Genomic DNA, 14,835 nt, shown 5'->3' on the forward strand with positions numbered 1-14,835 from the left:
TCCTGTTCTAATTTTATATTCTACTATAATTGTCGAATAGTGTATATATTTAATATTCGGTAATAGTCGTGAGGTTTGTGGGGGGATAGTGAGTCTAATTGTATGTTTTGCTGGTGGCAGCAATAATATTCCTATTTTTACCAAGATACCCTTGTAATACGAGGTAATCCTTTCTACAATAGAATCAACTCCAGAAAGGAGGAAATGAAGTGGATAAAGAATTGATGAAGGGAAGTATCGATGTATTGCTGCTTTCTCTGATTGCCAAAGAGGATTTGTATGGCTATGAGATGACAAAGAAGCTCAGAGAACTAAGTGATGAAACTTATGATATGAGCGAAGGGACATTATACCCGGCGCTGAAACGGATGGAACGTAAAGGATGGATTGAAGCCTATTGGAGCCGGCCGATGGGTGGTAGGCGAAAATACTATACGTTGACAGATAAGGGGAAGAAGGAGCTCCACAGGAAACGGAAGGTATGGGCTACGCTCAATGATCTGATCAACAAAACTTTTGAAGGTAAGCCCCATGAATCATGAGTTGGAAGAGTATGTGGACAGGATTGTGAAGCAAACGGACTGCAGTAAATCGGAGCAGGAAGAATTATATGAAGAGATGGTGATGCACGTCTGCATGATCCGTGACGAGCAGCTGAGCCACGGCAAGTCAATGGAGGAAGCGACCCAATATGCCATGGAGGCTTTCGGCAGCGAGGCGTTCATAGGAGACCAATTGCAGCAGGCCATATTCCCATTCCGAAAAGAATTGCTGCTTTCTCTGGCCTTGTTGGGCTTCCTGTTTACGATTGGGCAGTATCTGACTTTTTTAATCCAGGAGAAGATAGCGCTCACACATATGCTGAGTGGAATGGTCGGCCATTCCCTTGTCCTGTTCTTTGCTCTTAACCGTTCCTTCAGCATCAGTCGGAAGATTTGGCTGAGTTTGGCTCTTCTCATGAATTTACTGCTGCTCCTTGGGAATTATGCCATCACACCTGTGATCGCAGGGAATCATATCTTCTGGATGCTGTGTCTTGTGTCGATGATTCTCCTCAATCTTTATTTGCTTTATCGGACGGCATTGACCTATCAAACGGATAGCCGGAACAAGACTTCGAGACGCATTATACATACGGTCAATATCACACTTGGTCTGATGACCGGGCTTCCAAGTTTGTATATGTATTTGCTGATGATGGGGTTTGGTGCCCCGAGTGCTGTTTTATTGCAATTTTTTGTCCCACTTGCCGTGTGGCTGCTTGTTTATGCTGCCCAAGTGTTTTTCGTCCGTCGCTATCCCAAATCGGCTTTGGGAGGCTTGGTACTATCCGTCTGTTTGCTTGCGGTCATTTGGATGCCATGGTTGGCCATCTATTTGCCATTCGACTACAGCATTCCATGGCTCCATCAATAAAAGGAGGGGTACGATGAGTAAAAAAGGGTTAGCTATTCTATTCGTTATCATCATCTTACTAACCGGGGGACTGATCACAGCAGGTGAAATGATTACATCCAAAGAGGAGGCCAAGCCGGCATTTACCGGAGAATTCAGCATCGGTGAAAATAACCGCCTGGTCTATGTGATGGAGGAAGGGGATGCACAGCATCTTTATGTACAATCCGAAAATGGGGAGTCCCAGCATGTATATGAATCGGAAGGAAATCTGGAGATTCGCAGTCCTTTGTTTACCGGTGAGAATACAATAGCATTCATATCGACCACAGGTGCCCCGGAAGGTTCGCCGGGTGAGCAGGAATTCCAATTAGTGCATAGTGACGTCATCAGTGTCCAAATAGAGAGCGGGGAGGAAAAGACCTTGCTGGAAGCCAGGGGGTTGATGACAGGTCTCGTGTATGACGATGCCAATAGCCGAATCATTGCCAATGGCGTGCATATAAGTACGGACAAAGAACCGGAAGAAGGATTCATCCCTTATGCGTCAGGCCTCTATACCTTAAGCATGGAGGGGGAATTTGAAGAAATAAGGACGATTGATACCTATTCCCCAGGTTCCTTGCAAATCACAGAGGATGGAAAGAAACTGTTGATGATCCTGCCTGACGACTTTGAAGATGCAACACCGGAATCAATGTTCGAGGCTACGGAGAGGATCTTTGAGATGGAGATTGAAAAGCCGTCAGAAATGGAAGTCGTTTCAAAGGAAGGCAGCGATATTCCTATCAGTGAATTCGTTTTATTCAAGAATGGAACCACCCTCCTGTATCAAACCATTATGAACTGGGGGGATGGAGGCAACTATTTGTATGACCATGTATGGTTCGACCGGTCGAAGCAAGAAGAGGGAGAAAGGCTTCATATCAATGAGCCTGTCCTGCACTCCATGCTGAATGACGAAGAAACATGGCTGTATTATGTAAGAAGCAGCAGGAAGAGTAACCAGGATGAACAGTATGACCTCTATCGCTTTGATTTGAAAGGTGATCGGAAGGAAGAGCAAGTGAATCTGGGGCAGCAAGGATCTCCCAGTGAGGATTCATGATCGAGATGCAGTTGGATGGGATGCAGGTTCATCTCTGTTTCAAACGTTTAGTAGGTGGGGCGGATAGTAGTGAAATACTTTACAGTAACGAACAAATTTTTTACAGTTGCGGCAATCATGGCGCTTGCTCTTCTTGTTACAGGATGTATGGATAAGAGAGTGGAGGGCTATGTAATGAAGGCAGGAGAAGAGAGGCTCTTGCTTGCAGAGGAAATTACAGAGGAAACATATGAAAAAATCAAGGATCAAACCATCAGCGAGTGGAAAGAAGAACAAATACCCCTAACCTATATCCGGTACGACCGTGCCAACGAATTGGAAGTAGGGGACAAAGTTGAAGCATGGATCGATGACATCGATTTTAATGAAACGGTTCCCGTGAAAGCTTATGAAGTCATATTGAAATAGGGAGTGGCTTACATGAGAATGCGATGGACCTCCCTAGTATTCATGTGCATCGGAACATTAACCGGCTTTACCATCGTTTTTGCAGCAAAAGGTTTATGGACGGATGGTTTTGATTGGAGACAGTGGTTATCATGGATCATAGGTGGTATTCTTGGGTTTCTCATCTTATTATTGATCGTGAGGAAGGGTAATTAAAATAAACAGGAATAGATGCGCTCTGTTTCTGCGAAAGTTAAGGTGTCCAATCATGAAGCATATCATCATCGGAGCAGGGATCCTCGGGGCATCCACTGCCTACCATTTAGCAAAAAAGGGCGAGGAAGTCGTCATCATTGACCGCCATGAGCCCGGCCAGGCCACGCGGAATGCTGCGGGCATTGTCTGCCCGTGGCTGACGAATCGGAGCAATCAGGCGTGGTATCAGTTGGTGCTCGGCGGGGCGAGGTATTACCCTGCACTTATCGAAGAACTTATACGTGAAGGGGAAAGGGAAACAGGCTACGAGCAGGTCGGTGCCGTGAATATCTTTGATACTGAAGAGAAGCTGGACCGCAAGATGGAAATCGCCTATAAACGGAAAGAAGAAGCACCGGAAATGGGGGAGATCACGAGATTGTCTCCGGAACAGACAAAAGCGCTTTTCCCTCCCGTATCCGATATCTACGGGGCCGTACATATTGGAGGAGCAGCCAGAATCAACGGTGCCGCCTTGACCGATGCCCTCCTCCGGGCAGCGCAGAAAAAGGGGGCAGACTTGGTACGTGGTGATGCTTCCTTCCTCTATCATCACGTAGAAATACAGGGCGTGGAGGTGCTTGGCGAGCGACGCTATGCCGATCAAGTGATTGTCACGAATGGCGCGTGGACGAATGAGTTGTTCGTCCCCATCGGGATGAGACCGGACGTCACGTTTGAAAAAGCGCAGATCATCCACCTGCAGATGCCTGGGATGGATACGAGCAGGTGGCCTGTCATGCTGCCGCCGTTCAACCATTATATGCTGACATTCGGTAATGGAAAAATTGTCGTCGGTGCGACCAAGGAAACGGCCGATTCGTTTGATTCCCGTGTCACTGCAGGACCGGTCCACCAATTAATGAATAAAGCGTTGCGGGTGGCTCCTGGCTTGGCAGATGCCACCTACCTGGGTACAAAGGTAGGTTTCCGGCCATTCACCCCTGGATCCCTGCCTGTCATCGGCCGTGTCCCGGGCATGGAGCATGTGCTTATTGCCAATGGGTTAGGTGCATCTGGATTGACCAGCGGCCCGTTTGTCGGCGCTCAGTTGGCAAACCTTGCAGCAGGGGAAGAACCGGAGATACGTCTGGATTCGTTTGACCCCTCTGGGCTGTTTAAATGAATAAGGGGCCCGTTTACGGGAAACCTCTAGCTGTCGAGCATGTTCTCGGCGGCTTTTTTGCTTTGTAGGCTATTGTCAAGGAGCTTCTATCCGAGGTTTGACAAGCTGATTTAAGAAGATTATAGTAAAACTAACGACCGTTAGGAAGGTGTTGTCATGAGTGCCGAAAAGATCAAGTTAGTTGCAGCTGATCAATTTTCGCAGTATGGATTCCACGATGCATCATTAGCTGACATTGCAGAGCAAGTGGGGATCAAGAAACCTTCCATCTATGCCCATTTCAAAAGCAAGAAGGATCTGTTCCTCCATGTGCTGGAGGACTCCTATCTTGCTGAATTGGAATTCTTTTCCACGTATTTCCAGCAAACGAGTGATTTGGAGCTGGAAGAGCAGCTCCGCAGGCTGATTACGTACATGATCACCAGATATCATGAAGAAGTATCCTTCCGTTTTTGGCTGCGTTCCGGGTTCTTTCCACCTCAAGAACTGTATGATGTGGTGATGGAGCGGTTCTATGCCTATTTGGATAACTGTGAGAGCATCATAACGGATATTTTCCACCAGCATCTGCAAGATCGGCCAGCGAATGAACTGGATGCAGAGGAAGCCGGCATCGCATTCATCGGACTGCTGGACAGCTTGTTCATAGAAATGCAGTATGGAGGATTGGATCGGGCTAGACGACGAGTGGACGCATCATTGGAAGTATTTTTTAGAGGCATGAAAGCACAGGCATAAGGAGGCCGTTTCTATGAGATGGTTATTGGTCGTCATCGCGGCTATATTTGAGGTCATGTGGGTGGTCGGCTTGAAACACGCAGATAGTATTCTGACATGGGCGCTGACCGTTTTAGGCATCATTGTCAGTTTCGCCTTGCTCGTGCATTCGGGAAAAAAGCTGCCCACCAGTACGGTTTACGCTGTATTCGTCGGACTTGGCACGACAGGTACCATCATCATGGAGATGGCATGGTTCGGGCAGCCATTCAGCTGGGCGAAAGTGGGCCTGATTGCTTTGCTTCTCGTCGGTATCATCGGGCTGAAAGTTGTTACCAATGAAACAGATGCAGAGGCCGGCGCCCGCGACCATTAGGGACAAGGAGTGTTTTCATGGCATGGATCGCATTGATTTTCGCTGGCATCTTTGAATGCATCGGCGTGATCGGCATTACAAAAGTGAATCAACGACCGGGATTCCAGTCTTATGCCACACTGATTGGCGGGTTTGCGCTCAGCTTCCTGCTGCTTTCCGTTGCGATGGAAAGCATCGGCATGGGCACGGCCTATGCCGTATGGACGGGGATTGGTACGGTCGGTGCAACCTTGATAGGCATGCTCTTTTATGGGGAGCCCAAGAATGCTCAGAGGATTTTCTTTATCTCGTTAATTATCGTGTCGGTGGTCGGGTTGAGATTAATAAGTGGGTAATCTTTTTGCGTGAAGGGATGCTAGATATGATGGATCCCGCGAAATCGACAATACTAGGGAGGGAGCGGAATCTGCGCTGATAGGAATGCACCGTCTATGGATCGGCGCCCTGCGGCGGCAGCTGTTCTCCATCCCTCGAGAAAATGGAAGGAGTGGTTACGAATGCTATTAAAAAACGCAAAGCTTTATGGCCAGGAAGGCCAATGGTATATCGATATCAAAGAAGGCCGGATCCACGCTATTACACAGGATACGAACACATCAGCGTCAGATGACGGACACACGGTCGATCTGAATGGCAAGATGGTACTGCCACCCTATGTCGAGCCGCATATTCATCTGGACTATGCACTGACGGCAGGGACACCTCGATGGAACAAGTCGGGGAGCGTCTTCGAGGGAATCGAGATCTGGTCGGAAAGGAAGCAGATCGTACAAGAAACAAAAGAGGATATCAAACAACGTGCACTTAGGGCCTTGCAAATGCAGATCAAGCACGGCATCCAGCATGTCAGAACACATGCTGATGTGAGCGATCCTACCTTGAAAGGGTTGGAAGCCCTGCTTGAGGTGAAAGAAGAAATCAAACCGTGGGTGGACCTGCAGATTGTGGCGCTTCCCCAAGAAGGGCTTTATACGAAGCCGGACGGGGAAGACCTGCTGGTGAAAGCGCTGGAAATGGGTGCAGACGTCGTCGGCGGGATTCCCCATTATGAACTGACTCGTGAGGACGGTGTCCGTTCGGTATTCAAAGCGCTTGAGCTTGCGGAAAAATATGACAAACTGGTTGACATCCATTGTGATGAAATCGATGATGATCAGTCAAGGTATTTGGAGGTGCTCGCTGGGGAGGCACTGAAGATGGGAATCGGTCATCGGGTAACTGCCAGCCATACGACCGCCATGGCTTCATACAGTAATGCATATACCTACAAACTATTCCAGACGCTCCGGAAAGCAGGCATTCATTTTGTTGCCCTTCCGAAAGCGAACCTGCATCTCCAGGGAAGGTTTGACAACCATCCGGTCCGCCGCGGGCTGACTCGGGTGAAAGAACTGTCAGACGCAGGAATCAATGTATGCTTCGGCCTGGATTCCATCGTGGATCCGTGGTATCCGCTCGGGGACGGCAACCTGATGCATGTCGTGGAGATTGGCCTGCATGCCTGCCATATGACAGATCATGATCATATCGTGACAGCGCTTGAATTGATTACGACAAACGGAGCGAAGGCACTGTCGATCGAAAAGGATTATGGCGTGGAAGAAGGAAACACGGCGAACTTGATCGTGATCGATTCCGATTCTGAATATGAGGCAGTCCGCACACAAGCGCCTGTGCTCTATTCGATAAGGAATGGAGAAATCATGGTGGAAACGAAGCCGGCAGAAACCACGATGAATGTGCCGTTTTTTAAATAAATGATTTCTAACGGATGAAGACCAATGGCCTAAAAAGTAGGAGACAAGGCAGAATAAGCATTAGTTGGGGAACCCGCATGATCACAATGCGGGTTCTTGTCGTTTTCAATCGTTGAGCTGTCGGGGAAGGCGGAGGTTTGTAAGTTTTTTAGCTGGAATAGACGAAGTGTTGTTGTAGAACGTCAGATTAAGACGGATGCTTAAAAATCGACAACAATAGACATAGTTTACTAGACTTTTTAATTCTTATATGTATACTAGGAATAGGTAAAATCAACTAGGAGGATACGGACATGAACCGAACTAATTCATCCAAGTCTATTCGTTTGTTAAATTACATAGAAGAAAAAGGGAATAAGCTACCCCACCCGGTCACTATTTTCATACTATTCACCTTCATTGTCATCGTACTGTCCCATATCCTGTATGTAATGGGTACCAGCGTAACTTTCGAGGGTGTGAATAATGAAACAATGGAGACGGAAATGCTAACGGTAGAAGCGGTCAGCCTGCTTGTGCCTGAGGGCATTGCCTATATGTTTTCCAATGTGGTGTCAAACTTTACCTCGTTTGTGGCACTAGGCCCCGTATTGGTAGCCATGCTTGGAGTAGGGGTCGCAGAAAAAAGTGGTTATATCAGTGCGTTAATGACGAACACCGTCACAAAGGCACCGAAAAGATTTGTTACACCGATCGTTGTGCTTATGGGTGTATTATCCAATGTAGCAGCTTCCGTCGGCTATGTCGTATTGGTTCCGCTTGGTGCCATCATCTTCTTAGGTTTTAACCGGCATCCGCTAGCAGGGTTGTCTGCGGCATTTGCTGGTGTAGCTGGAGGGTATTCGGCAAATCTGGTTCTTGGCACCAACGATCCTTTACTAAGCGGGATCTCTACAGAAGCAGCAAAAATCCTGGATGCCGGATATGTAGTCAATCCGACAGACAACTGGTTCTACATGTTTGCTTCCACTTTCTTGATTGTCATTCTTGGTACATTGATTACCGATAAACTGATTGAACCGAAGTTAGGGAAGTTTGTACCAACAGAACCAATGGGCAACCAGAATAACGAAGTTTCAGCTATCGAAAAAAAGGGATTATTTTGGGCAAACATCTCCATTCTGCTTACTATCTTGGCGATAGCCATCTTAGTCGTCCCGGAAAATGGCCCTTTAAGAGGCGAGGGAGGAAGTATCATTACTTCGCCATTCATGAGCAGCATTATTTTCCTTATGATGGTCATCTTCCTGATCCCTGGTGTGGTATATGGGGTGGTAACCAAAACGGTCAAAAATGACAAAGATATTGCTAATTTGATGACATCCTCACTGGAAACGATGGCCGGGTTCATTGTATTGATTTTCTTCGCTGCACAGTTTGTGGCATTATTCAATTATACAAACCTGGGCACCATCATTGCGGTTAAGGGCGCGGACCTCTTACAGGCTATTCAGCTTGACGGCGTGCTCTTACTTGTAGCACTGATCATCATCACGACGATCATCAATATATTTATTGCTGCCGACTCAGCCAAATGGGCGATCATGGCTCCAGTGTTTGTACCGATGTTCATGCAAATGGGGATTGCCCCAGAAGTAACGCAGGTTGCATATCGAATCGGGGATGCTTCCACGAACATTGTTTCACCGTTGATGCCATTCTTCCCATTGGTTGTTGCTTTTGCTCAACGATATGGCAAGCAGAATGGCGTAGGAACCGTCATTTCGCTGATGCTGCCATATTCCATTATGTTCCTTGTTTGCTGGACGATCTTCTTTGTTATATGGTATCTACTAGGTATTCCGGTGGGGCCAGGGACGAATTTAAACTACTAGAGAGGAATGGATGAACATGAAGGTAAAGACAACATGGACAGGTGGCAGGGCATTTACCGCCGTAGGGGATTCAGGGTATGATATCAACATGGATGCCACAGAAGCTTATGGTGGTCTAGGGAAAGGTGCGACGCCAACGGAAATGCTATTGAGCTCACTAGCTGGCTGCATTGGTATAGATATCACGATGATCCTGAGGCCCCATTTAGATAAAATCAATAAAATAGAGATAGAAACCGAGGGCATACGGAAGGAAGAAGCACCTAAAGGTTTTACGAGCATGGTTGTGACCTTTGTAATTGATGGGGATATAGACAGCAAAAAAGTTTGGCGTGCTATACATTTAGGTGAGGAAAAATATTGCTCCGTCTCTGACTCCCTAAGTGCAGATATCAGCTTCGAACTGGTATTAAATGGTGAAAAGCAAGAAGCCTAAGGCGCTTTAAGAGTACAACACATAAAAAGTGATTCAGCAGTCCATTTGTACATCAATGGGCTGCTTATTTTTTGTTGTCCACAAGTCGTATACCTTTCAGACAAATCGAAACAAACTGGAGAAAAGTATGCAGGCAGGCATGGTACGGCCATATTATGAACCACAAGCTGATACATGTGAAAGTGCTTATGGATATTAACAAAAATCCCCACATTGTTGGGGATTTTGTTTTTAAAACTTCATCGATCAACGCATTGTTAATTGCATACGAACAAAGGCACAATTCATATCTAAGAATTGCGCCTAGAAGGGAATTAGCACTTTGATTCTAAATTTTTAATGTATCCAAGGTTATAGCCATTTCAACACCTAGCATCCTTCTCTATAAAAGAACATAAAAACTCATGGATGTCCTTTAATTTCGGCCGTTGATCGGCTTCATACTGAAGACAGCGGTCAATATGATTTGCTAAAAACCCATCCATTTCCCGGTATGTCTGTACAGGCTCTGCTGGTCTTTCGAGCTGTTCATACCTTCCATATTCAAGCGATTGAAATGGCCGCTTACCAGTTGCTGCAAAAAAGAGGACTGCACCAACCCCCCATACATCCGCTGCTGTCGTCAAAGCTTCTTCACGTGCTTGCTCAGGGGCCATATATTGCTTTGTTCCGATTCCTTTTCTTACATCGCCGGGTGATGCAGCCAGATTAAGATCAATCACCTTTGCCAGAGGCGGCTGTGAAATAATATTGGAAGGTTTTATGTCAAGGTGTAAAAGATTGTTCAGATGAAGATAATGGACCACCGAGCAAAGTTGCATGCCAAGATGCGCTAACTGCTTGATCGGCAGGGCTTTATGTTGATGTGCAAGGCTTCTGACCAAATGGGAGAGAGTTTCGCCTGTCAATGTCTCCTGTACGATCACTGGTGTGGGGTTGGCAATTATTTCGTATCCACGAACCAGATTTGGGTGGGAAAGGGCTTTTAAACATTCACCTTCTCTTATCATCCTATTTTTTGCATCCTCATGATTCTTTGCTTCTGGCTGCAAGGTTTTCGCAATACATCCGGACAGTCTTTCCTCACTCCAGACGTAATAAACGTCACAGTCTTTTCCGCGTCTCATATGATGGATGATTGTATAACCGGGGATGAGGGACTCTCCCTTTTGGAGGGGTTCTGTATTTTTCGTAATGCCTGTGTGGACCATCATGACCCTATCAGCTCCTCTTTTGTTTTTGAATTGCCTCTGTCCGTACGTGAACCGCTTGATAGCGAGACTGCGTTTCGATGTTCCTTTTCACCGTGCTGTAGTTCATAGAGCTCCGCATATTCGGCACCACGCATGAGCAATTCTTCGTGTGTACCGCTTTCTATCACTTCCCCATCTTTCAGATACAGGATACGGTCTGCAGCTGCAGCGCTTTTTAAGTTATGGGTGATAATGAGGGTCGCCTTATCCTCCATTAAGCGTTTCATTGGGTCCATGACACGCTTTTCGGAGTTAGCGTCCAGACCTTCTGCCGGTTCATCAAGAATTAGAATGGCCGCATTCCGTATCATGGCTCTAGCAATCGCCAGGCGTTGCTTCTGGCCTCCAGATAAATTTCTTCCTTTTTGCCCTACTGGGGTGTCATAGCCATTCGTCATATTCTGAATGAACTCATGGGCATCTGCAGCTTCAGCAGCCCTTATAATCTCCTCCTCTGTCGCTCCCGGCTTGCCATAAGCAATGTTCTCTTTTATCGTTCCGTCAAAAATCAGTGATTCCTGAAATAGCACAGCCACATTTTCCCTCAGTGAATCAAGTGTTAATCCTCTTAGCACATTTCCATCCAGAAGAATTCTGCCAGCTGTCGGATCATAGAAACGCATGAGTAATTTGACGATCGTGGATTTTCCCGCCCCGCTTGCTCCTACGAGTGCTACTGACTCACCAGGAGCGATGGATAAGGAAACATTGGATAGTATTTTTTTCGATTGACCTGGATACGAAAAAGAGACATTCTTGAATTCCACATAACCCGAGACTTGTTCCAAATCATAGGGGGCTTCTTTAACCATTGGCTCTTCCTCCATAAATTCTATTACTCTCTCTGCACTTGCTGATGCAGAATAGATGGTGTTCAACAGTTTGCTTAATCTGCGGACAGGACTGTAAAGTTTGCTCAGAAGCATCATAAAGGCGATAAGTGCACCCACTGTAATTTCATTATTGATAAGCAGCCAGGTCCCAGCAATCATCACGACAAGCGTTCCTGCCATTTCGATTAAACTTATTACTGGCGTAAATGCCGCTTTCAATCGTACTTTCAGCATTTTAGCCTGGAAGCTGCGATGATTTTGCAGTTCAAATCGATCTTGTTCTGTAATTTGCTGATTATACGCCTGCATTAACGCTATATTGGAGAAGCTCTCCTCAGATATTGCGTTAATTGCTCCCTCTCTGCGAGTACGCTCCCGGGAAGCCATCTTGATTCGGCGTGAGAAAAATCGGGTGACCACGTAAAACAGCGGGACAACGATTAACGAAACCAAAGCCAATTTCCACTGCATGAAAAAGAGCATGCCAATAAACACAACGAGCTGGAATATATAGGAAACAGCTGAGGTTGCACCAGTGATGATCAGGCGTTCGATAGAAGAAATGTCACTGGATATTCTTGCTATAATATCTCCCAATTTACGCCCTTCAAAAAAAGATAGCGACAGTCCCTGTAAATGTTTAAAAAGGCTTTTTCTCAAGTTGAGAACAAACTTTTCTCCTACCCAATTGGAAAGGTAGGTTCCGCTGAAGAAAAGTGTCCCACGAAGAAGTGTGAGTCCCAGATACGTAAGGATGAGCCAATAAAGAGGGCTGAGATCCCCAGCTATTAACACACGATCGATGAAAACCTGCATCAGCCATACTGTGGCTGATTGAACCATTGGTTGGAGTGCAATTAACAGCAAACTTAAAATGATCCAAAGTCTGTAGGAACGGACATACGGCCAAAACCTGCGGAAGATGTCCCTCACCGGTACTGGTGGAGACTCGGTAATAAGGTTATCGCCGGTATCCTCAATCCCCCATAATTTCTTGAATTGTTGAAAAGAGAGCCGTTGGTTTGCCTTCTCTTTTACTCGGTGTTTTCCGTTTTCCATTCATCTCACTCCTGAATGAAGACGCGGTTCCTTTTTGAAAAGGAACCGCTCATCAAGTGTTCTTACCCACTTTAATTTTATGAATCACTGTTGCTATAGCTGTAGCTGTTGCTTTCGCTTTCCTGGCTGTAGCTGACGCTGGAGGCTTCCGTGGAAGCAGCAGGCGTTGCGACATCGAAATAGGTCATGTTCATGCCTCCTTTTCATGGTAAATGTAAATTCGTTGTACTTCTTAAGAGTCACTGTTGCTGTAGCTGTTGCTCTCGCTTTCCTGGCTGTAGCTGACGCTGGAAGCTTCCGTGGAAGCGGCAGGCGTCGCGACATCGAAATAGGTCATGTTGTTTTCCCTCCTTTCAACTTAGTTACATTATTCCATGCAAAGATTAACTAGCCATTAGCAGAACCTTGGAAACTTATTAGAATAACATTAATAATCAATTAGTTTTATGTCAGGTATATGTCAACATTGTAAAGTGAAAGTAAATCAAGCAAACTACTGGATCTGCCAAGCCCATCATTCACACGAAAACAATGAATCTACACCAAGCGTAGACTCCAGTGGGAACAGCACGAGTCTGAAGGCCCCGGAAGAAGTGCCATTCTTTTGAGGAGACTGAAACCATGCCCACGGAAAGCGAAGTATTTTGTCGCAGCGGTGGCAGTCCTTCTCATTTCTATAGTAGGTTAGCCAGAGAGGATTTGAAATCGCCCTGCCGTTGCTTCTCCTAAAACAGAAAACTACACCAAGCGTAGACAAAATGCGTAGACTCCAGTGGGAACAGCACGAGTCTGAAGGCCCCGGAAGAAGTGCCATTCTTCTGAGGAGACTGAAGCCGTGCCCACGGAAAGCGAAGTATTTTGTCGTAGCGGTGGCAATCCTTCTCATTTTTTTGATTAGCAAAAGGTGCAGAGATATAGCCTGAAGTTATAACGAGACATAGTCTATAAGTGTTACACTATATCGTTTTAACAATGATATACTTACCATACATTCAAAAGAAAAGAGAAAGTTTATATAATTACACCTATTCCAGTTATTAAGCAAAGTATCTTCCCTGTAGGGGGAGTGCCTATAGCTTTTCCGGAAAATTTTCAAGCCAAACCCCAGTAAAATAACCGGAACACATATATATTCCGCAGAACAAACTCAGGAGGGATTCAAATGACAAAATCAGTACATACCCAAGTCAGAGCTCCATTCCGCGCAGATCATGTAGGAAGCTTCCTGCGTCCGGAGCGATTGAAACAAGCCCGTAGCCAAAAAGAAAATGGAGAGATTACAGCAGAGCAGCTTCGTCAAATAGAAGATGAGGAAATTGTGAAGCTGGTAGAAAAGCAGAAAGAAGCAGGCCTGCAAGCAGTGACCGACGGGGAATTGAGGCGCAGCTGGTGGCACTTTGATTTTCTGGAAGGCTTCGATGGCGTGGAAGGTTACACGCCGGAGAAGGGATTGCAATTCACCGGTGTAGAGACAAGAAAGCGCGGTCTGAAAGTGACAGACAAGGTCCGGTTCAACGGCCATTATATGATCGAACACTTCAAGTTCCTGAAAAGCCTAGCTGGCGATGCAGTGGCTAAATTCGCCATTCCAAGTCCAAACATGCTGTATTTCAGGGGGGAATTTGAGGAAGGGACATACCAGAATGACGAAGAGCTGGTCGACGATCTGGCTGCCGCATATCAAGGCGTGATCCAGGCACTTTATGATGAGGGTTGCCGGTATCTGCAAATCGACGATACTTCCTGGGCCATCTTCTTTTCGGAAGAACGCCGTAAATCGATGATAGAGAATGGGAAGGATCCGGAAAAAATTGCTGCCTTATGCGCTCGGGCTGTCAATGAATCCATTGCCAACAGGCCGGATGATTTGCTGGTGACTATGCATATCTGCCGGGGTAATTACAAATCAACCTATATGACCAGCGGCAGCTATGAAGCATTATCAGACATCATCTTCGGTGGCTTGGATGTTGATGGACTGTTCCTGGAATTTGATGACGAACGCTCTGGAAGCTTTGAGCCGCTGCGCAAGATCAACCGCAATGATCTATACGTGGTATTGGGATTGATTACCTCGAAGTTCGGTGAATTAGAGGATCCAGAGGAAGTCAAAGCTCGGATAGACGAAGCAAGCAAGTATGTTCCTTTGGAGCAGCTTTGCCTGAGTCCACAATGCGGATTCGCTTCCACCGAGGACGGAAATAAACTGACCGAAGAACAGCAATGGCAGAAAGTACGCCATGTAGTGGACATTGCAGAAGATGTTTGGAAGTAATCTTGGAAGAGACCACAAGTGAA

15 protein-coding genes are annotated in these 14,835 nt (G+C 46.3%); 13 read left to right on the forward strand and 2 right to left on the reverse strand.

Translation table 11 applies throughout. The annotated features are described in order from the left end of the window. Nucleotides 1-209: 209 nt before the first annotated feature. From ACFOGI_RS11200 to ACFOGI_RS11255, 12 genes are all read left to right on the forward strand, one after another. Nucleotides 210-542: a PadR family transcriptional regulator gene (locus tag ACFOGI_RS11200; protein WP_390272442.1), complete on the forward strand. Its 333-nt coding sequence runs from the start codon at nucleotides 210-212 to the stop codon at nucleotides 540-542. Then, nucleotides 532-1,416, forward strand: a complete 885-nt coding sequence (locus ACFOGI_RS11205) for a hypothetical protein (RefSeq protein WP_390272445.1) — start codon at nucleotides 532-534, stop codon at nucleotides 1,414-1,416. The genes ACFOGI_RS11200 and ACFOGI_RS11205 overlap by 11 nt, the downstream gene beginning before the upstream one ends. A 13-nt stretch (nucleotides 1,417-1,429) precedes the next feature. Continuing rightward, on the forward strand, nucleotides 1,430-2,503 hold the full coding sequence (locus tag ACFOGI_RS11210) for a hypothetical protein (protein ID WP_390272447.1): 1,074 nt from the start codon (nucleotides 1,430-1,432) through the stop codon (nucleotides 2,501-2,503). A 69-nt stretch (nucleotides 2,504-2,572) separates the two neighbouring features. Further along, nucleotides 2,573-2,911 (forward strand): DUF3221 domain-containing protein, encoded by a 339-nt coding sequence (locus ACFOGI_RS11215; RefSeq protein ID WP_390272448.1) that lies wholly within the window; start codon nucleotides 2,573-2,575, stop codon nucleotides 2,909-2,911. A gap of 12 nt (nucleotides 2,912-2,923) precedes the next feature. Beyond that, nucleotides 2,924-3,106 (forward strand): hypothetical protein, encoded by a 183-nt coding sequence (locus tag ACFOGI_RS11220; protein WP_390272450.1) that lies wholly within the window; start codon nucleotides 2,924-2,926, stop codon nucleotides 3,104-3,106. Between the two features lie 49 nt (nucleotides 3,107-3,155). Beyond that, nucleotides 3,156-4,271: an NAD(P)/FAD-dependent oxidoreductase gene (locus ACFOGI_RS11225; protein WP_390272580.1), complete on the forward strand. Its 1,116-nt coding sequence runs from the start codon at nucleotides 3,156-3,158 to the stop codon at nucleotides 4,269-4,271. Between the two features lie 156 nt (nucleotides 4,272-4,427). Next, nucleotides 4,428-5,009, forward strand: a complete 582-nt coding sequence (locus ACFOGI_RS11230; RefSeq protein ID WP_390272453.1) for a TetR/AcrR family transcriptional regulator — start codon at nucleotides 4,428-4,430, stop codon at nucleotides 5,007-5,009. Nucleotides 5,010-5,022: 13 nt separating this feature from the next. Continuing rightward, nucleotides 5,023-5,364, forward strand: a complete 342-nt coding sequence (locus ACFOGI_RS11235; RefSeq protein WP_390272455.1) for a DMT family transporter — start codon at nucleotides 5,023-5,025, stop codon at nucleotides 5,362-5,364. Nucleotides 5,365-5,381: 17 nt separating this feature from the next. Next, nucleotides 5,382-5,699 (forward strand): DMT family transporter, encoded by a 318-nt coding sequence (locus ACFOGI_RS11240; RefSeq protein WP_390272458.1) that lies wholly within the window; start codon nucleotides 5,382-5,384, stop codon nucleotides 5,697-5,699. Between the two features lie 162 nt (nucleotides 5,700-5,861). Next, the gene (codA, locus tag ACFOGI_RS11245) at nucleotides 5,862-7,121 is read left to right on the forward strand and encodes a cytosine deaminase (RefSeq protein ID WP_390272460.1); all 1,260 of its coding nucleotides are present in this window, start codon (nucleotides 5,862-5,864) and stop codon (nucleotides 7,119-7,121) included. Between the two features lie 293 nt (nucleotides 7,122-7,414). Next, nucleotides 7,415-8,956, forward strand: a complete 1,542-nt coding sequence (locus ACFOGI_RS11250; RefSeq protein WP_390272462.1) for an AbgT family transporter — start codon at nucleotides 7,415-7,417, stop codon at nucleotides 8,954-8,956. 16 nt (nucleotides 8,957-8,972) lie between these two features. Next, nucleotides 8,973-9,392, forward strand: coding sequence for an OsmC family protein (locus ACFOGI_RS11255; RefSeq protein ID WP_390272464.1), 420 nt, complete (start codon nucleotides 8,973-8,975; stop codon nucleotides 9,390-9,392). Nucleotides 9,393-9,754: 362 nt separating this feature from the next. Here the strand turns inward: ACFOGI_RS11255 and ACFOGI_RS11260 are convergent, their stop codons facing one another. Together ACFOGI_RS11260 and ACFOGI_RS11265 are read right to left on the reverse strand one after the other, a co-directional pair. Further along, on the reverse strand, nucleotides 9,755-10,606 hold the full coding sequence (locus ACFOGI_RS11260; RefSeq protein WP_390272466.1) for a serine/threonine-protein kinase: 852 nt from the start codon (nucleotides 10,604-10,606) through the stop codon (nucleotides 9,755-9,757). Next, nucleotides 10,603-12,537, reverse strand: a complete 1,935-nt coding sequence (locus ACFOGI_RS11265) for an ABC transporter ATP-binding protein (RefSeq protein ID WP_390272469.1) — start codon at nucleotides 12,535-12,537, stop codon at nucleotides 10,603-10,605. Before ACFOGI_RS11265 ends, ACFOGI_RS11260 begins: the two co-directional genes overlap by 4 nt. A 1,162-nt stretch (nucleotides 12,538-13,699) precedes the next feature. On the opposite strand from ACFOGI_RS11265, the gene ACFOGI_RS11270 reads away from it, so the two are divergent. Beyond that, nucleotides 13,700-14,812: a 5-methyltetrahydropteroyltriglutamate--homocysteine S-methyltransferase gene (locus ACFOGI_RS11270; protein WP_390272472.1), complete on the forward strand. Its 1,113-nt coding sequence runs from the start codon at nucleotides 13,700-13,702 to the stop codon at nucleotides 14,810-14,812. Nucleotides 14,813-14,835: the final 23 nt, after the last annotated feature.

Origin of the sequence: Virgibacillus xinjiangensis (assembly GCF_042643145.1) — a bacterium.
In the GTDB taxonomy this organism is placed as follows: domain Bacteria; phylum Bacillota; class Bacilli; order Bacillales; family Amphibacillaceae; genus Virgibacillus_O; species Virgibacillus_O xinjiangensis.